The organism is Streptomyces sp. NPDC087270 (genome assembly GCF_044744625.1).
Classification (GTDB): domain Bacteria; phylum Actinomycetota; class Actinomycetes; order Streptomycetales; family Streptomycetaceae; genus Actinacidiphila.
Genome location: NZ_JBIUYR010000002.1, coordinates 438,349 through 454,356, shown reverse-complemented (window position 1 = coordinate 454,356; position 16,008 = coordinate 438,349). Strand labels below are relative to the sequence as shown.

The following is a 16,008-nucleotide window of genomic DNA, read 5'->3' as shown; positions in this document are numbered from 1 at the left end:
GGGGCGGCCGGGGCGGGCGGTCAGTCCTCCCCGACGCTGTAGTCGAGCAGGACGACACGGTCGTCGAGCACCGCGGTGCCGAGCAGGCTCAGCCGCATGTCGGGCAGGTCCGCGAAGACCGGGCCCTCGCCGGCGGTGCCGTGGATCGTCGGGAAGAGCATGATGCGCACCCGGTCCACCAGACCGAGCCGGAAGAGGCTGCGGACGAGCGACGGGCTGCCGATGGTCCGCATCGGCAGCCCGTCCGGCAGGGCCTTCAGCCGGGGCACGGAGGTTTCCACCGGCTCATCGACCACCGTGGTGTTCGCCCAGGTCAGCGGCGGGTTGAGGGTCTTCGAGAAGACGATCTTGGGCAGCTCGGCCATGCGCGGGAAGGTCGGGTCGTCGTGCTGCGCGACGATCTCGGCCATCTCGCGGTACGTCGTGGCGCCCATGAGCATCACATGGTCCTCGGCGAGCTGCGCGTCGATCCACCCGTACAGGCCCGGGGCGCCGTAGCCCCAGTACGGCGCGGGCTGCGGCCCGCCCCTGCCGTATCCGTCCACGGTGCTGAACATGTCCACTCGCAACTCACGCACGATTCCTCCTGGCTGACGGACTGGCTGACGGACCGGCCGGCGGACCGGCCGGCGGACCGGCTTACGGACCCGCCGACGGACTCAGGAACCGACCGGCCGGCTCCTGCGCGTCGGCGGTTCACCCGGGTTGACGATCGGGACGGCGCGAACTCATCGGTCGGCAGGCGGCGGGCCACCGACCGCCGCGCGCAGACCGCGCGGCGCACCCCGGTGCGAGGGGCCCGGGAGCGGCGAAATCCCTTACGTAGCACGGGCGTCGGCGAGAGTTCACGCACTCGTAACGCCCTGTGAGGACAACCCGGGCGGAGGTCGCGCGGTCGTCCTTGTCGGGGGAAATCCACACCGGATCGGCGCAACGCCGGAGCCTCGGCTCCCCTCCACACAAGTAGTCGCGCGTGCCCGCGCCGTGCCGCCGGACCACCGGCGGGCGTCGGGGCCGGGGGAGGAAACGGTCGGTATGGATGCAGGCTCGTATCCGGGCGGCGGGGCAGTGGCGCAACGACCACCGGCATCGGTGGACGGCACCGCGGCGCCGGCCCGGCACGAGGGGGCGCGGGAGGGGGCGGAACAGGCGGAACCGGGCGGTTCGGCGCCTGGGTCCGCGGCCACCCCCGCCCAGTGGCACCGCGGGATGACGCTGATCGGCACGATCAGCCTGTTCATCGGGACCCGCGGCACCTGGACCGAGGCGATGGGCAGGCACCCGTCGCTCGCCGCCCTCATCTCGGTCTGCTACGCCGGGATTCTCGTCGCCGGCGTCGCCGCCTGCGCCGTGCGGACCCGCCGCGCGCTGGCGAGAGTCGACGCGGGCGTCCTCGTGATCGCCCTCGTCCTGGTCGTCTGCCGCTACGCGCTCCACCACGCGGGCGCCGACGAGGGAGTGCTGACCGCCCAGGCCGCCCACGCCATCGCGCACGGCCGGCCCATCTACGACCAGCCGTGGCCATGGCTGTTCGAGCACAGCGGCATCGCGCTCACCAAGACCATGAGCGGCGGCGCCGACTACACGTACGGCTACCCGCCGCTGACCGCGCTGCTCACCGCGCCCGTGCACCTGGTGGTGCACAGCACCGCCGCGGCCACGATGGTGAGCACCGGCGCCCTGATGGCGGGCGCCGTCGTGCTGTGGCTGATGCTGCCCGCGCCGTGGCGGTCCGCGGCCACCGCCGTGTGCCTCGGCTTCGACCTGCTGCCGCAGTACGCCCGCGAGGGCTACCCGGCCATGCTCGCCTTCGCCCTGCTGGTCCCGGTCGTGGTCCGCTGGCCGGAGACCGGCGCCGGCGGCCGGCTCGGACGCGCCGGGGTGGTGCGCGCGGTCTGCCTCGGCGCGGCCTGCGCCTCCCAGCAACTCGCCTGGTTCCTCACGCCGTTCCTGCTCGTCGCGCTCTACGCGGTGCGGCGCGGCGAACTCGGCAGGCGCGAGGCGCTGGCGCTGACGGCCCGCTACACGGGCACCGCCCTGGTGTCCTGGGGCATCCTGAACGCGTACTTCGCCGCGCAGGACCCGGTGGGCTGGCTGCACGGCATCATGCTGCCGCTGACGCAGAACGCGATCCTGCACGGGCAGGGCGTCGTGGACATCTCGTACTACTTCACCGACGGCAGCAGCCGGCTGAGCTTCTACTCCTACGCCAGCGTGCTGCTCCTGCTCGGCCTGCTCGCCGCCACCTGCCTGTTCGTGCGGCGGCTCGGGCTCGCGGTCACGGTGCTGCCGTGGGCGTCGTTCTACTTCGCCACCCGCTCGCAGGACGGCTACTTCCTGATGCTCACGCCGCTGTGGCTGGCGACCCTCGCGACCGTGCCCGCCTCCGCGCTGGCCCACGCCTGGCAGCCGCGGCTGCCGGAGCGGCTGCGCGGCCGCCGCGCCAAGGCGGCGGTGGTGGCCGGGCTGCTGGTCCCGTCGGTGCTGTGCGTGGCGGTGGCCGTCGCGAGCCCGCCGCCGCTGTCGATGACCATCACCACGCAGCCGGCCCGCGCGCACCACGGGCTCACCTCCGTGACCGTCCGGGTGACCAACAAGGGGTCCGCCACCCTGACCCCGCACTTCGCGTCCCGCAGCGGCCAGGGCTCCTCCGGCTGGTGGGCGATCCGGTCCGGCGCCCGCACCCTGCCCCCGCACGCCTCCACCACCTACCGCCTCACGCCCCCCGGCGGCTACCGCGGCTTCCCCCCGCACCAGCACCTCTACCTGACGGTCTTCACCGCCGACCCGATGACCATCACCTCGGGCCTCATCCCTTCGAAGGGAGCCCCGCCCCGCTGAGCGCGGGCGGGCGGATCATGAACACGTCGATCGGGTCCTCGGACTCGACGGTGAAGCCGTGGCGCTCGTAGAGGCGGCGCGCGCCGCTGCCCTGGAGGACGATCAGGCGGGTGGTGACGCCCTCCTCGTCGGCCCGGGCGAGGAGCGAGCGGAGTACGGCGGTGCCCAGCCCGCGGCCCTGGTGGCGGTGGGCGAGGTAGAAGTGCTCCAGGACGCGGGAGCCGTCGTCGGCGGGGCGGAAGGTGACGGACCCGGCGACGTCGGAGCCCACCGTGATGAGCGAGGTGTGCTTCTGCGAGAAGCCGTCCCGCACCCGCTGCCGCGCCCGGTGGTCGTCGTACCGCCCGAGCCGCTCCAGGTCCGCGCGCATGACCGCGACCTTCAGCTCGGCCACCGTCTCGACGTCGGCCGGCGTCGCGGGGCGCAGCGACCAGCCGGCGGCGGAATCCGCGGGGCGCGGCGCGTGATCGGCGGCGGAATCCGCAGGGCGCCGCGTCTGACCGGCGGCGGAATCCGCGGCGGTCCGGTCGGTGGCCGGCCCGGTCACCGTGCCGTCAGCCGTCCTGTTCCCGCCCGCGCTCCTGGCCACGGCATCGGTGCTCATTCGTTCCCTCCCTGGGTGTCGCCCGCCTCCGCGGCGCCTGCCGCGGCCGGGGGACCGTCCTCCACGCTTCCGGACTGGGCCGGCACGGGGACGGCGGGGCCGCCGGTGATCACGATACCCTCGCGGGCGAACGCGTGTTTGATTCGCCAGCGCAGCTCGCGGGAGACGTTCGCGGCCTGCCCGGGCATCGTGCGGGCCTGGGCCTGCACCACCACGGAGTCCGTGCCGACCGACTCCAGGCCGAGCACCTTCACCGGCTCCCACAGCCGCTCGTCCCACGGGGACTCCTTGGCCATGTCGTCGGCGGTCGCCGCGATCACCGCGCGGGCCCGCTCCAGGTCCTCGCCCGCGCCGACCTGGACATCGACCACGGCGGTGGCCCAGCCCTGGCTGAGGTTCCCGATCCGCTTCACCTCGCCGTTGCGGACGTACCAGATCTCGCCGCCTTCGCCGCGCAGCTTGGTGACCCGCAGGCCCACCTCCACCACCGTGCCGGACGCCACGCCCGCGTCGATGACGTCGCCGACGCCGTACTGGTCCTCCAGGATCATGAAGACCCCGGAGAGGAAGTCCGTCACCAGGTTGCGGGCGCCGAAGCCGATCGCGACCCCGGCCACACCCGCGCTGGCCAGCAGCGGCGCCAGGTTGATCTTCAGCACGGACAGCACCGTCAGCGCCGCGGTGCCCAGGATCAGGAACGAGGCCACGCTGCGCAGCACCGACCCGATCGCCTCGCTGCGCTGCCGGCGCCGCTCCGCGTTGACCAGCAGCCCGCCGAGCGCGGTGTTCGCGGCGACCTCGGCACCCCGGTTCATCCGCTCGATCAGTCGGCTGATCGTCTTGCGTACCACCGAACGGAGTACGACCGCGATCGCGACGATCAGCAGGATGCGCAGTCCCGAGCTGAGCCAGTTCGCCCAGTTGTCGTCGACCCAGCTGCTGGCCTGTGCCGCCGAACGGGGGACGTCCGTGAAAGGCAGCGTGTTCTGGGGCTGCGGCGTCGGGCTGGACACGTACGAGACCTCCGTCGAAGTGCGAAGGGTCCAATCTAACGGCGCGAAAAACATGTGAACGATGTCGTTCCGTTGCACGTTGGAAGGGCGGAAGGGCTCTGATCGGGGGATGTATGGAGGGTGAGGCGGCGTTGCCACACCAGGGGAAGTGAGATGGGAGGAGCAGAAGTGTGGTCCAAAACACCTTCGGTCCGTTACCCGGGCATGGTGGCGCGGTGCACCGCATTCCGGAGAGACTGAGGCCAGATCGTCCCGGCGCGAGCCACGCGCCGCCGGCGCCAAAGGAGGCATCCGTGCCGCATGTCCTGGTCCTGAACGCGTCGTACGAGCCGCTCGGCGTCGTACCGCTTCGCCGCGCACTCATCCTCGTGCTCAACAACAAGGCCGTGTGCCTGGAGGAATCCGGCGCCTACCTGCACAGCGAGACCCAGGCGCTGCCCGCGCCGAGTGTCGTGAAACTCACCAAATTCGTCCGCGTCCCCTTCCGGGGCACCGTGCCGCTGACCCGCCGGGCGCTGTTCGCCCGCGACGGGGGCAAGTGCGCGTACTGCGGGGCCGCCGCCACCAGCGTCGACCACGTCATCCCGCGCAGCCGTGGCGGCCAGCACGCCTGGGACAACGTGGTGGCGGCGTGCAGACGCTGCAACCACGTCAAGGCCGATCGCCATGTCGCCGAGCTGGGATGGCGGCTGCGCCATCAACCGGCCCCACCGTCGGGGCTGGCCTGGCGGATCATCGGGACCGGTCATCGGGACCCGAGGTGGCTGCCATACCTGCAACCCTTCGGCGCGGATGACGCCCTGGCCCGGATCGACGGCATATCAGCCTGAGATCCGGGCTCAGCTATTTTCGAAACGATGTCCCCGACCCCGCGCGTACGCGGGATCGGGGACACCGTCGTGCCTGGGCGGCCGGGAGGCCAACGTTCGCTACCGGGTCGTGCCGACCGCGTAGATCTCCAGGTTCTTGTTGACGTAGCTCTGGTCCGGGTCGGAGACGGGCACGTCGATGGCCACCTTCAGGGACTTGGAGTGGGTCTCGTTGGGCGGTGTGATGATCATGGTGGTGTACGTGTAGCCGCTGCTCTTGTCGCTGCTGCCGTTGAGCGCGTAGTAGAGGGAGAAACCGTTCCCCTGGCCGGGGGCCAGCTTGACGGTGGGCGTGGTGCCGGGGTCACGGCGGGGGACGTCGACGGACCGGCCCGAGCTCCCCCGCAGGGAGACGCCCGCGAAGCCGTGCATCGTGCAGGACTTCTGGCCGATGTTCGTGAAGTCGACCAGCTCCAGTCCCTCTCCCGCGGGGCCGCGCGTCGCCGAGATGGCGAGGTCGGAGGTCTTGCACGTGCCGCTGGAAGCCGAGCCGGAACCGGAGTTCGAGGAGCCGGAGCCGCCGCCCGTGCTGCTGGAACCGCCGGAGCTGCCGGAGCTGCCGGAGACGCTGCCGGACGTACCGCTGGAACCGCTGCCGGAGGAGCCGTCCTGGCCGCCCGTGGTGCTGGGCGCCGACGTCGCGTCGGACGCGCCGGGCGCGGAGCTGGGCGCCAACGTCTGGCCGGCGTCGCTGGACGAGGTCGCCCCGGCGGTGTCGGACGACGTCGGTCCGGAGGCGCTGGAGTCGTCGGGGCCGCAAGCCGTCAGGGACAGTCCGGCGGCCACGGCGACCAGAGCGATGACCGAGAGCCTCTTGCTGCTGCGCATTGCCACTCCGTAGATCGATGCCGGCCCACATGGTGCGGACCCTTCTGCGTTCATGGAGTTCCGCCGCACCCGGGCCGGTTGCCCGCGGCCATGACCGCGACAACCCCGTGACACGTGGGCCGCATGATCGCGACAGACGGAACGCGACGGCGGCATCCGCCACGCCTGCACCACGGGTACGCCTGCGCCACGGGTACGGCCGCACGCCGTGCGGCACACGCGGCCCCACCGCCAACAGGTGGGCCGTGCGGGCCTTTCCGGAGGCCGGGCCGGCCCGTCGCCCGCCCCGGCAACGTGGCCGGAAGGCCGCCGAGGAGCCGCCCGTGAGTTATCCACAGGGGCTCCGCGGGTGAACGCCCGGACGTGCGAGGATGGTCGTGCCATCGGGGGAGATCCGGTGAGCGGGACCCGGGTGAGCGATATCCGGATCGATCCGTTCGACAAGTTCGGTAGCGAAGGAGAGGGCCGTCGTGGCTGGTACGAACCTCACGCGTGTGGAGGCGCAGGAGCGTGCGCGCCTGCTCACCGTGGACGCGTACGACATCGAGCTGGACCTGCGCGGCGCCCAGGACGGAGGAACCTTCCGCTCGGTCACCACCGTGCGCTTCGCGGCGAGCGAGCCCGGGTCGAGCTTCATCGACCTGGTCGCCCCCGCCGTGCACGAAGTGGTGCTCAACGGCACCTCGCTCGACCCGGCCCAGGTGTTCGCCGACTCCCGGATCGCGCTCGACGCGCTGCCGGCCGGTCCCAGCGAGCTGCGGGTCGTCGCCGACTGCGCGTACACCAACAGCGGTGAGGGTCTGCACCGTTTCGTCGACCCGGTCGACAAGCAGGCCTATCTGTACACGCAGTTCGAGGTGCCGGACGCGCGGCGGGTCTTCGCCAGCTTCGAGCAGCCCGACCTCAAGGCCAGCTTCGCCTTCACCGTCAAGGCGCCCGCCGGCTGGACCGTCGTGTCGAACTCTCCGACGCCCGAGCCGCCCGCCGACGGCGTGTGGGTCTTCGAGCCCACCCCCCGCATCTCGTCGTACATCACGGCGCTGATCGTCGGTCCGTACGCGGCGGTGCACAGCACCTGGGAGGGCGAGGGCGGCCGCAGCGTGCCGCTGGGCGTCTACTGCCGCCCGTCGCTCGTCGAGCACCTGGACGCCGAGGAGATCTTCGCCGTCACCCGGCAGGGCTTCGACTGGTTCCACGACAAGTTCGCCCACCCGTACCCGTTCGCCAAGTACGACCAGCTCTTCGTCCCGGAGTTCAACGCCGGCGCGATGGAGAACGCGGCCGCGGTCACCATCCGGGACCAGTACGTCTTCCGCTCCAAGGTCACCGACTCGGCCTACGAACTGCGGGCCGAGACGATCCTGCACGAGCTGGCCCACATGTGGTTCGGCGACCTGGTCACCATGGAGTGGTGGAACGACCTCTGGCTCAACGAGTCGTTCGCCACCTACACCTCCATCGCCTGCCAGGCGCACGCCCCCGGCTCGAAGTGGCCGCACTCCTGGACCACCTTCGCCAACAGCATGAAGACCTGGGCGTACCGCCAGGACCAGCTCCCCTCCACCCACCCGATCATGGCGGAGATCAACGACCTGGAAGACGTCCTGGTCAACTTCGACGGCATCACCTACGCCAAGGGTGCCTCCGTCCTCAAGCAGCTCGTCGCCTACGTCGGAATGGACGAGTTCTTCGCGGGCGTGCAGCAGTACTTCAAGCGCCACGCATGGGGCAACACCCGGCTGTCGGACCTGCTCGGCGCGCTGGAGGAGACCTCCGGCCGCGACCTGAAGTCCTGGTCGAAGGCATGGCTGGAGACCGCCGGCATCAACGTGCTGCGGCCGGAGATCGAGATCGGCGCCGACGGCACCGTCACCTCCTTCGCGGTCCGCCAGGAGGCGCCCGAGCTGCCGATCGGCGCCAAGGGCGTGCCGGTGCTGCGTCCGCACCGCATCGCCATCGGTGCGTACGACCTGAAGGACGGCGCCCTGGTCCGCACCCGCCGGGTCGAGCTGGACGTCGACGGCGCTCTCACCGAGGTGCCCGAGCTGGCCGGCACCCCCCGCCCCGATGTCTTCCTGCTCAACGACGACGACCTGTCGTACGCCAAGATCCGGCTCGACGAGCAGTCCCTCGCCGTGGTCCGCGACCACCTCGGCGACTTCACCGAGTCGCTGCCGCGCGCACTGGTCTGGGCCGCCGCGTGGGACATGACGCGGGACGGCGAACTGGCCGCCCGCGACTACCTGGAGCTGGTGCTGCACGGCATCGGCAAGGAGAGCGGCATCGGTGTGGTGCAGACCCTGCACCGCCAGGTCAAGCTGGCCCTCGACTCGTACGTGGCGCCGCAGTGGCGGGAGACCGGTGTGGCCCGCTGGACGCAGGCGTCCCTCGACCACCTGCGGGCCGCCGCCCCCGGCAGCGACCACCAGCTCGCCTGGGCCCGTGCCTTCGCCGCCACCGCCCACACCCCCGAGCAGCTCGACGTCCTCCAGGGCCTGCTCGACGGCAGCGACAGCATCGACGGCCTGGCGGTGGACACCGACCTGCGCTGGGCGCTGCTGACCCGGCTGGCCGCGACCGGCCGGGCCGGCGAGGACGCGATCGACGCCGAGCTGGTCCGCGACCCCACCTCGGCCGGCGAGCAGCACGCCGCCGCGGCCCGGGCCGCCCGCCCCGGCGCGGAGAACAAGGCCGAGGTGTGGGCGTCGGTCGTCGACGAGGACAAGCTGCCCAACGCGGTGCAGGAGGCCGTCATCGGCGGTTTCGTGCAGAGCGACCAGCGCGAGCTGCTCGCCCCTTACGTCGAGCGGTACTTCGCCTCGGTGAAGGGCGTGTGGGACTCGCGCAGCTACGAGATGGCGCAGCAGGTCGTGGTCGGCCTGTACCCGTCCCTCCAGATCTCGCAGTCGACGCTGGACGCGACCGACGCGTGGCTGGCCTCGGCCGAGCCGGTGCCGGCGCTGCGCCGGCTGGTGGTGGAGTCCCGCTCCGGCGTCGAGCGGGCCCTGAAGGCGCAGGCCGCCGACGAGGCCGCGAGCCGGGCGGCCGCTTCGTAGCACCGCCTCGCGCCTGGCGGGCGCATGGTTCGACGACGGTGCCCCGGTCGTTTTCGGCCGGGGCACCGTTGCGTCTGCCGTGGGCTGAGGGAGCGTCATCGGCCATGCGTGGCGGGCGCGTTCGGAGGGTCGTGCGGCGCTCAGGTGAACAACGCGCCGCGGCGGGAGTGGCGTAGCGGTAACAGAGGTAAAGGTGTGGCCAACTGCTTCCTGCACGTTGGCCACTTGTTCACCGGCGGCCCCCATCGGCCCATGCCTCCCTCCGTTCAGAGTGCCCTGGGGCCTCGGCAAAGGGGGCCGCACCGACGGCTCAAGGAGGGACGTTCATGGCCGAGTTGACGCGACGCAGACTCCTCGGATCGACGGCTGGAGTGGTGGGCGGCGCGGCTGCGCTGGCGCTGCTTCCGCCGAGCGTGCAGAAGGCGGTCGCCGCCGGCCCGCCGCGCAGCGGCTCGCTGCGCGACATCGAGCACGTGGTCATGCTGATGCAGGAGAACCGGTCGTTCGACCACTACTTCGGCACCCTGTCCGGCGTGCGCGGCTTCAACGACCCGCACGCCAAGCGGCTGTCCACCGGCCGCTCGGTCTTCTACCAGCCGGACGCCGAGAACCCCGACGGCTACACGCTTCCCTTCCACCTGGACACCAAGAGCACCAGCGCCCAGGCGATCCCCTCCACCAGCCACGCCTACGCGGTGCAGCACCAGGCGTGGAACGGCGGCGCGATGGACCAGTGGCTGCCGGCGCACCGCGCGGCCGACGGCGCCAACGGCCCCTACGTGATGGGCTACTACACGCGCGAGGACATCCCGTTCCAGTTCGCGCTGGCCGAGACGTTCACCATCTGCGACAACTACTACTGCTCGATGATGGGCCCGACCTGGCCGAACCGGCTGTACTGGATGACCGGCACGGTCGACCCGGGCGGCACCAAGGGCGGCCCGATCATCAGCAACGTGGCGCCGAGCCCGTACCGCTGGACCACCTACGCGGAGCGGCTGCAGGCGGCCGGCGTGGACTGGCGGGTCTACCAGGAGACCGACAACTACGGCACCAACATGCTGTCGGAGTTCCAGCAGTTCCAGGACGCCAAGCCGGGCGAGCCGCTGCACGACCGGGCGATGGTCTTCCAGCCCGAGGGCACCTTCGAGGACGACGCCCGCAACGACCGGCTGCCGGCCGTGTCGTGGATTCTGCCCACCAGCTACCAGTCCGAGCACCCGGACTACCTGCCGGCCGCCGGCGCGGACTTCGTCGCCTCCAAGATCGAGGCGATCGCGTCCAACCCGAAGGTGTGGGCGAAGACCGCGTTCATCCTCAACTACGACGAGAACGACGGCCTCTTCGACCACGTGGTGCCGCCCACCCCGAAGGCCGGCACGCCGGACGAGTTCATCAACGGGCTGCCGATCGGCGCGGGCTTCCGGGTGCCCTCGATCATCATCTCGCCGTGGACGGTCGGCGGCTGGGTGGCGAGCGAGGCGTTCGACCACACCTCGTCGCTGCGGTTCCTGGAGCGCTTCACCGGGGTCGAGGAGCCCAACATCTCGCAGTGGCGCCGCCGCACCTTCGGCGACCTCACCTCGGCGTTCCGCTTCTCCGACACGACGCGGAAGCCGCCGCGGCTGCCCGACAACACCGCCGAGCAGCTGGCCGAGGCCGAGCAGGAGGTCGCCACCCTCCCCAAGCCGACGCTCCCGGGCGCCGACCAGAGCTTCCCCAAGCAGGAGAAGGGCAACCGCCCCCACACGTGACCGGCAGGTGAGCCGTCGAAACGGTCCCGCGCCCCCCTCCAGAGGCGCGGGACCGCGTGTGTGGACCCTGCCGCGAGCAGCGGGCCGGTCAGAAGGTCCGGGATGCCGTGCCGGCGGCGACGGCCCGGCGGGAGGCCCCGGGTGCGGTGCGTACGGCGGCGCACAGGCCGGTGCCCGCGGGAGTAGCGGCGGTCGGTGGGGCGGCCGGCGCGGGGGCCGGATCGGCGGTGGTCACCGCCGGGAGGGACGTCATCACCGCGGCCGGCGCCGTGAACCGTACGGCGTCCACGGGGAGCCGGTTCTCAAGACGGACCAGCAGCGCCGCGGCCGACAGCGCGGTCCCGGTCAGCAGCAGCCAGGGCAGCCGCGCGTCGGCGGCGTTCAGCGCGGTGAAGAGCGAGGGCGCGAGCGTGCTCGCCAGCGACCAGGAGAGCTGGTACGTGGCCATGTAGCGGCCGCGCAGCTCACCGGGTGCGGCTGCCACGGCGAGCGAGCCCGACGCCGGGTTGTGCACCGTCTCGGCGGTCGTGTAGAGCACCACCAGCGCGAACAGCCCGGCGGGCAGCACCCATCCGGAGTGCGGCCGGACCGTGCCGAGCAGCGCGAGCCCGGCGAACGCGGTCGCGAACAGGGTCGCCCCGAGCGCCGCCGCCCGGGTCCGCCGGCCGCCGCGGCGCCGTACCACCCCGGCCACCGCCACCCCGCCGACCGCGCACAGCACCGTGTTCAGCGTGAACGCGGCCCCGGTCAGCGCCTGCGGCAGCCCCAGCCGGCCGACGATGAACAGCGGGAACATCACCGGCAGCGCGGAATACCCCAGCGCGGTGAGGAAGTTGGCGCCGGTCAGGCCGAGGAAGGCCCGGTCGCGCAGCACCACCCGGTAGCCCGCAGCCGAGCCCTGACCCGCGCGACCGCGCCCGAGCGGAAGGAGCGGACGGAGCGGCCGGAGCGGTCGGCGGCCCGCGGCCGCAGGCACCGGCGCCGCGCCGTCCACGCCCCGCCCGTCCACGCCCCGCCCGTCCACGCCCCGCCCGCCCCGCGCACTCCGCACGCCCCGCACGCCCCGCACGAGGAGGGCGGCCACCGCGAAGCTCGCCGCGTTGAGCCAGGCCGCGACCGTGAACCCGTTGCCGCCGGCGACCGAGACGGCCAGGGAGGCGAGCAGGGCGCCCGCGCCGAGCCCGCCGTTGCGCAGCGCGCGGGACGCCGCCTGGAGCCGGTCCCGGTCGGTGCCGGAGGCGACCTCGCCGATCCACGCCTGCTGCACCGCGGGGAACGCGCGGTCGCCGAAGGCGGTGAAGAGGGCGACGGCGGCGAAGGCCGGCAGCGTCGTCGCGAACGGGTAGAGCGCGAAGCCGATGCCGCGCACCCCGTAGAGGAGGAGCTGCACGCGGCGCGCGCCGTAGCGGTCGACGGCCGTGCCGGCCAGCGGCAGCGCGGCCATCCCGGCCAGCCCGACCGCGGTGAGCACCGCACCGACCACGGTGAACGACAGCCCGGTGATGTGGTGGAAGAAGACCAGGCTGAACGGCACGTACATGCCCGAGCCGACCGCGTCGACCCCCATCGCGGTGAGCATGGCCCGCTCGCCGGGAATCCCCGGCCGGCGCCGGGCCTGCTGGCCGGTCCGGGCCGCCGAACGTGTGCTGCTGCGCTGCATCGGAACCCCCGAAAGACCAAGTCGTTGCTAAGTAGCTTAGCAGTAAGCGACTTGAAGGCAAGCGACTTTTGCAGAAGTAACTTACCTGCAAGCTACTTTCTTGCCTTCGACCGACCCCGCGCCGATACTCGGAGCATGGAAACCGACGCCGTCGACGCGATCACCGGCCAGTGGAACCGTGAGCGCCCGGAACTGGACACGCGCGCGATGGCCGTGTTCGGCCGGATCTACCGGCTGTCGCGGCTGATGGGCGACCGGATGGAGAAGGAGTACCGCCGGTTCGGCATCGGCCGCGGCGAGTTCGACGTGCTCTCCACCCTGCGGCGCTCGGGCGAGCCGTACACCCTCTCGCCCCGGCAGCTCTCCGCGACGCTGATGCTGACCACCGGCGGGATGACCGGTCGGCTGGACAAGCTGGAGCGGGCCGGACTGCTGGAGCGCTCGCCCGACCCGGACGACCGCAGAGGTCTGCGGGTCTCGCTCACCGCGCGCGGGGTCGGGGTGATCGACGAGGCGGTCGCCGCCGGGGTGGAGGTGCAACAGGCCGCGCTCGACGGCATAGACGACAGCCAGGCGGAGCTGCTGGCCGACCTGCTGCGGCAGTTGCTGGCCTCGACCGAGGCCCGCCCGTCGGGCACGCAGGGTGGACCGGGCACGCAGGGTGGACCGGGATCGTCAGCCGGCCGGGCCGACGGCTCCGGGCAGCACTGAACCCCCGGACGCGCCTGGCGCGGGCGGGGGTTGCACGGGCGTGGGCGGGGACGCGTACGGGGACGGCCGGGCGGCCCGGCCTCGGTCGTCCTACCGCGCGATCAGTGCTCTTGCTGCTGCTTGCGGGACTTGTCCGTCACGATGACCAGCCCGGCGATGACCCCGAACAGCACCAGCGGAATGGCCACGAACAGGCCGAGGGTCTGGAGCACGCTCAGACCCGAACCCGGGTCGTCACCGTCGTCGTGCGCCACGGCGAAGGCGGGGGACGACATCAACAGCAGCAGCGCCGTACCGGTGGTGACGACCCCGGCGCGCACGACCTTCTTGGTGAGCTTCTTGTCCACGTACTCAATGTAGTGACCACACCTGTGACCCGTGCGCGCGGGGTGCCTTACAGGCGCGTCGGGCGCGTCGCGAGCGCCTGCCGCACCTCGTCGGCGAGCGCGTGCAGCCGCGGTGACGCGGCGAGCTGCTCCAGGGTGAGCGGCCGCCCGTCCGGACCGGCCACCGGCAGCCGCCAGTTCGGGTACTCCGTGGACGTGCCCGGCAGGTTCTGCGGGCGCCGGTCCCCGACCGTGTCCGGCAGCCACACCCCGATCATCCGCGCCGGGGTCCGGGCCAGGAACCGGTGCACCGCCTTCACCACCGCCTCCTCGTCCGCCGCGCCCTCCGGCAGCAGCCCCAGCCGGCCGAGCAGCGCGATCCACTCCGCGACCTCCGCGGCGTCCTCCGCCTGCTCCGCCTCGAGCGGCCGGCTGAGCAGTCCCAGCCGGTGCCGCAGCCCGACGTGCTCGCCGGTCAGCCGGGCCGCGGTGCTCGGCAGGTCGTGCGTGGTCGCCGTCGCCAGGCACGACTCCCGCCACGCCGAGGGCGGCAGCGGCCGGCGGTCCGGGTCGGCCCCGGAGTAGTCCCGCTCGAACCACAGCACGGACGTGCCCAGCACGCCCCGGTCGGCCAACTCCTCCCGCACCCCCGGCTCCACGGTGCCCAGGTCCTCGCCGATCACCACCGCGCCCGCTTCGTACGCCTCCAGCGCCAGCAGCCCGAGCATCGCCTCCGCGTCGTACCTGACGTAGGTGCCCTCCGTCGGCGGCCGGCCTTGCGGCACCCACCACAGCCGGAACAGGCCCATCACATGGTCCATCCGCAGGCCCCCGGCGTGCCGCAGCATCCGGGAGATCAGGTCGCGGTACGGCGCGTAGCCGGTCGCCGCCAGCGCGTCCGGCCGCCACGGCGGCAGCCCCCAGTCCTGGCCGCGGGAGTTGAAGGCGTCCGGCGGCGCCCCGACCGAGATGCCCGCGGCCAGCACGTCCTGCATCGACCAGGCGTCGGAACCGGCCGGGTGCACGCCCACCGCCAGGTCGTGCACCACCCCGACCGCCATCCCCGCGTCCCGTGCGGCCCGCTGCGCCGCGCCGAGCTGTCCGTCGGTGAGCCAGGTCAGCCAGGAGTGGAAGTCCACCCGCTCCATCAGCTCGCTGCGGGCCCGCGCCACCTGCGGCGAGCGCGGGTCGCGCAGCCCGGGCGGCCAGTTGTGCCAGTCCGGGCCGTGCAGTTCGGCCAGCGCCGACCAGGTGGCGTGGTCGTCCAGCGCCTGCCCCTGCTCGGCGAGGAAGTCGGCGTACGCGGCCCGGCGGCCCGGGCTCAGCGGCACCGTGCGCAGCAGCTCCAGCGCCCGCGACTTCAGCGCCCACACCGCGTCCCGGTCGATCAGCGCGTCCTTGAGCAGCACCTGGTCGCGCAGTTCGACGGCCTCGCGCAGCACGTCCGCGGCCTGCTCGCGCGACTCCGCCGGCAGGTAGGAGTACTCGGGGATCTCCTCCACCCGCAGATAGACCGGGTCGGGGAAGCGGCGCGAGGACGGGCGGTACGGCGAGGGATCGGTCGGGCGGCCGGGCACGGCCGCGTGCAGCGGGTTGATCTGCACGAAGCCCGCGCCCAGGGTCCGGCCCGACCACGCGGCGAGGTCGGCCAGGTCGGCGAGGTCGCCCATGCCCCACGAGCGGGACGACAGGGTGGAGTAGAGCTGCGCCATGAAGCCGAAGGTGCGCTCCGGCGGGCCGGGCAGCCGCTCCGGCGCGACCACCAGGTCGCCGGTCGCGGTCCGCCCGTCGGCGGATGTGGCGCGCAGGACGTAGCGGCCCGGCGCGGTCGGGGCGGCCGGCAGCGGCTCGCCGGTGCGGGTGGCCACGGTCAGCCGGGTGCCGCGCGGCAGCCGGGCCCGGACCGTGTCGAGGGTGCCGTGGCCGGCCCGCAGCACCGTGCAGGGGTTGAGCAGCCGGTGCGACTCGCGACGCTCGTACGCCGCCAGCGCGTCCTTCACTGAGCAGTGCGTGCTCGCGTCCACCCCGAGCGCCGCCAGCACGGCCACGATCGTCTCCTCCGGCACGGGCACTTCCGTATCCGCGGTCGGGCGGTACGTCACGTCCACGCCGTACAACCCGGCCAGCCGTACCCGGTCCATCGGGCCTCCGTCCTCACAGTGGGTGCACACACCCCTACCCCGGGGCGCCCCCCTCCTACCCCGCCCCGGGGGTCTCACCCGCGCGGAACCGCCGCCGGCGCGGGCGAACAGGGGCCGGTCGGGGAGATCCCTCCGGGTGGCTGGTCGGGAAAACCCCACCACGAGGACGCCGGAGAGCGCCATGGTCCGCGCGGCCCGCGCTTCG

Annotated in this window: 11 protein-coding genes and 1 pseudogene; 5 read left to right on the top strand and 7 right to left on the bottom strand. The window is 72.8% G+C overall.

The annotated features are described in order from the left end of the window. Positions 1–20: 20 nt before the first annotated feature. On the bottom strand, positions 21–578 hold the full coding sequence (locus tag ACIPAE_RS05420) for a dihydrofolate reductase family protein (RefSeq protein ID WP_329369360.1): 558 nt from the start codon (positions 576–578) through the stop codon (positions 21–23). A 457-nt stretch (positions 579–1,035) separates the two neighbouring features. On the opposite strand from ACIPAE_RS05420, the gene ACIPAE_RS05415 reads away from it, so the two are divergent. Then, entirely contained in the window at positions 1,036–2,841 is a 1,806-nt protein-coding gene (locus ACIPAE_RS05415; protein WP_366413794.1) for a hypothetical protein, read from the top strand. Here the strand turns inward: ACIPAE_RS05415 and ACIPAE_RS05410 are convergent. Both ACIPAE_RS05410 and ACIPAE_RS05405 read right to left on the bottom strand, forming a co-directional pair. Continuing rightward, positions 2,810–3,445 (bottom strand): GNAT family N-acetyltransferase, encoded by a 636-nt coding sequence (locus tag ACIPAE_RS05410; protein ID WP_402443034.1) that lies wholly within the window; start codon positions 3,443–3,445, stop codon positions 2,810–2,812. The two genes, ACIPAE_RS05415 and ACIPAE_RS05410, sit on opposite strands and share 32 nt — an antisense overlap. After that, entirely contained in the window at positions 3,442–4,512 is a 1,071-nt protein-coding gene (locus ACIPAE_RS05405; protein ID WP_402443311.1) for a mechanosensitive ion channel family protein, read from the bottom strand. The genes ACIPAE_RS05410 and ACIPAE_RS05405 overlap by 4 nt, the downstream gene beginning before the upstream one ends. A gap of 239 nt (positions 4,513–4,751) precedes the next feature. Here ACIPAE_RS05405 and ACIPAE_RS05400 point away from each other — a divergent pair, with 239 nt between their 5' ends. Then, positions 4,752–5,288 carry an HNH endonuclease gene (locus tag ACIPAE_RS05400; RefSeq protein WP_103889250.1) on the top strand — a complete coding sequence of 179 codons (537 nt, stop codon included), beginning with the start codon at positions 4,752–4,754 and terminating at the stop codon, positions 5,286–5,288. A 99-nt stretch (positions 5,289–5,387) separates the two neighbouring features. Here ACIPAE_RS05400 and ACIPAE_RS05395 read toward each other — a convergent pair whose 3' ends face one another. Then, positions 5,388–6,155, bottom strand: coding sequence for a DUF4232 domain-containing protein (locus ACIPAE_RS05395; protein ID WP_402443032.1), 768 nt, complete (start codon positions 6,153–6,155; stop codon positions 5,388–5,390). Between the two features lie 470 nt (positions 6,156–6,625). On the opposite strand from ACIPAE_RS05395, the gene pepN reads away from it, so the two are divergent. Beyond that, complete coding sequence (pepN, locus tag ACIPAE_RS05390; RefSeq protein WP_366413321.1) at positions 6,626–9,211, top strand: aminopeptidase N; 2,586 nt, start codon at positions 6,626–6,628, stop codon at positions 9,209–9,211. A gap of 326 nt (positions 9,212–9,537) precedes the next feature. Continuing rightward, on the top strand, positions 9,538–10,965 hold the full coding sequence (locus tag ACIPAE_RS05385; RefSeq protein WP_329369373.1) for an alkaline phosphatase family protein: 1,428 nt from the start codon (positions 9,538–9,540) through the stop codon (positions 10,963–10,965). A gap of 88 nt (positions 10,966–11,053) precedes the next feature. Here the strand turns inward: ACIPAE_RS05385 and ACIPAE_RS05380 are convergent, their stop codons facing one another. Continuing rightward, on the bottom strand, positions 11,054–12,625 hold the full coding sequence (locus ACIPAE_RS05380) for an MFS transporter (RefSeq protein WP_402443029.1): 1,572 nt from the start codon (positions 12,623–12,625) through the stop codon (positions 11,054–11,056). A 135-nt stretch (positions 12,626–12,760) separates the two neighbouring features. Between ACIPAE_RS05380 and ACIPAE_RS05375 the strand changes: the two are divergent. Continuing rightward, positions 12,761–13,246, top strand: a pseudogene (locus ACIPAE_RS05375) (MarR family winged helix-turn-helix transcriptional regulator); the annotation flags it as partial. Positions 13,247–13,437: 191 nt separating this feature from the next. On the opposite strand, the gene ACIPAE_RS05370 reads toward ACIPAE_RS05375, so the two are convergent. Then, complete coding sequence (locus tag ACIPAE_RS05370) at positions 13,438–13,683, bottom strand: hypothetical protein (protein ID WP_328464203.1); 246 nt, start codon at positions 13,681–13,683, stop codon at positions 13,438–13,440. Positions 13,684–13,730: 47 nt separating this feature from the next. Beyond that, positions 13,731–15,803, bottom strand: coding sequence for a 4-alpha-glucanotransferase (gene malQ / locus ACIPAE_RS05365; RefSeq protein WP_402443027.1), 2,073 nt, complete (start codon positions 15,801–15,803; stop codon positions 13,731–13,733). Positions 15,804–16,008 lie beyond the last annotated feature (205 nt).

Bases quoted from the DNA above. Each gene is read 5' to 3' on its own strand.
- ACIPAE_RS05415 (WP_366413794.1), top strand. From the start codon at position 1,036: ATGGATGCAGGCTCGTATCCGGGCGGCGGGGCAGTGGCGCAACGACCA.
- ACIPAE_RS05410 (WP_402443034.1), bottom strand. From the start codon at position 3,445: ATGAGCACCGATGCCGTGGCCAGGAGCGCGGGCGGGAACAGGACGGCT.
- ACIPAE_RS05405 (WP_402443311.1), bottom strand. From the start codon at position 4,512: ATGTTTTTCGCGCCGTTAGATTGGACCCTTCGCACTTCGACGGAGGTC.
- ACIPAE_RS05395 (WP_402443032.1), bottom strand. From the start codon at position 6,155: ATGCGCAGCAGCAAGAGGCTCTCGGTCATCGCTCTGGTCGCCGTGGCC.
- ACIPAE_RS05385 (WP_329369373.1), top strand. From the start codon at position 9,538: ATGGCCGAGTTGACGCGACGCAGACTCCTCGGATCGACGGCTGGAGTG.
- ACIPAE_RS05380 (WP_402443029.1), bottom strand. From the start codon at position 12,625: ATGCAGCGCAGCAGCACACGTTCGGCGGCCCGGACCGGCCAGCAGGCC.
- malQ (WP_402443027.1), bottom strand. From the start codon at position 15,803: ATGGACCGGGTACGGCTGGCCGGGTTGTACGGCGTGGACGTGACGTAC.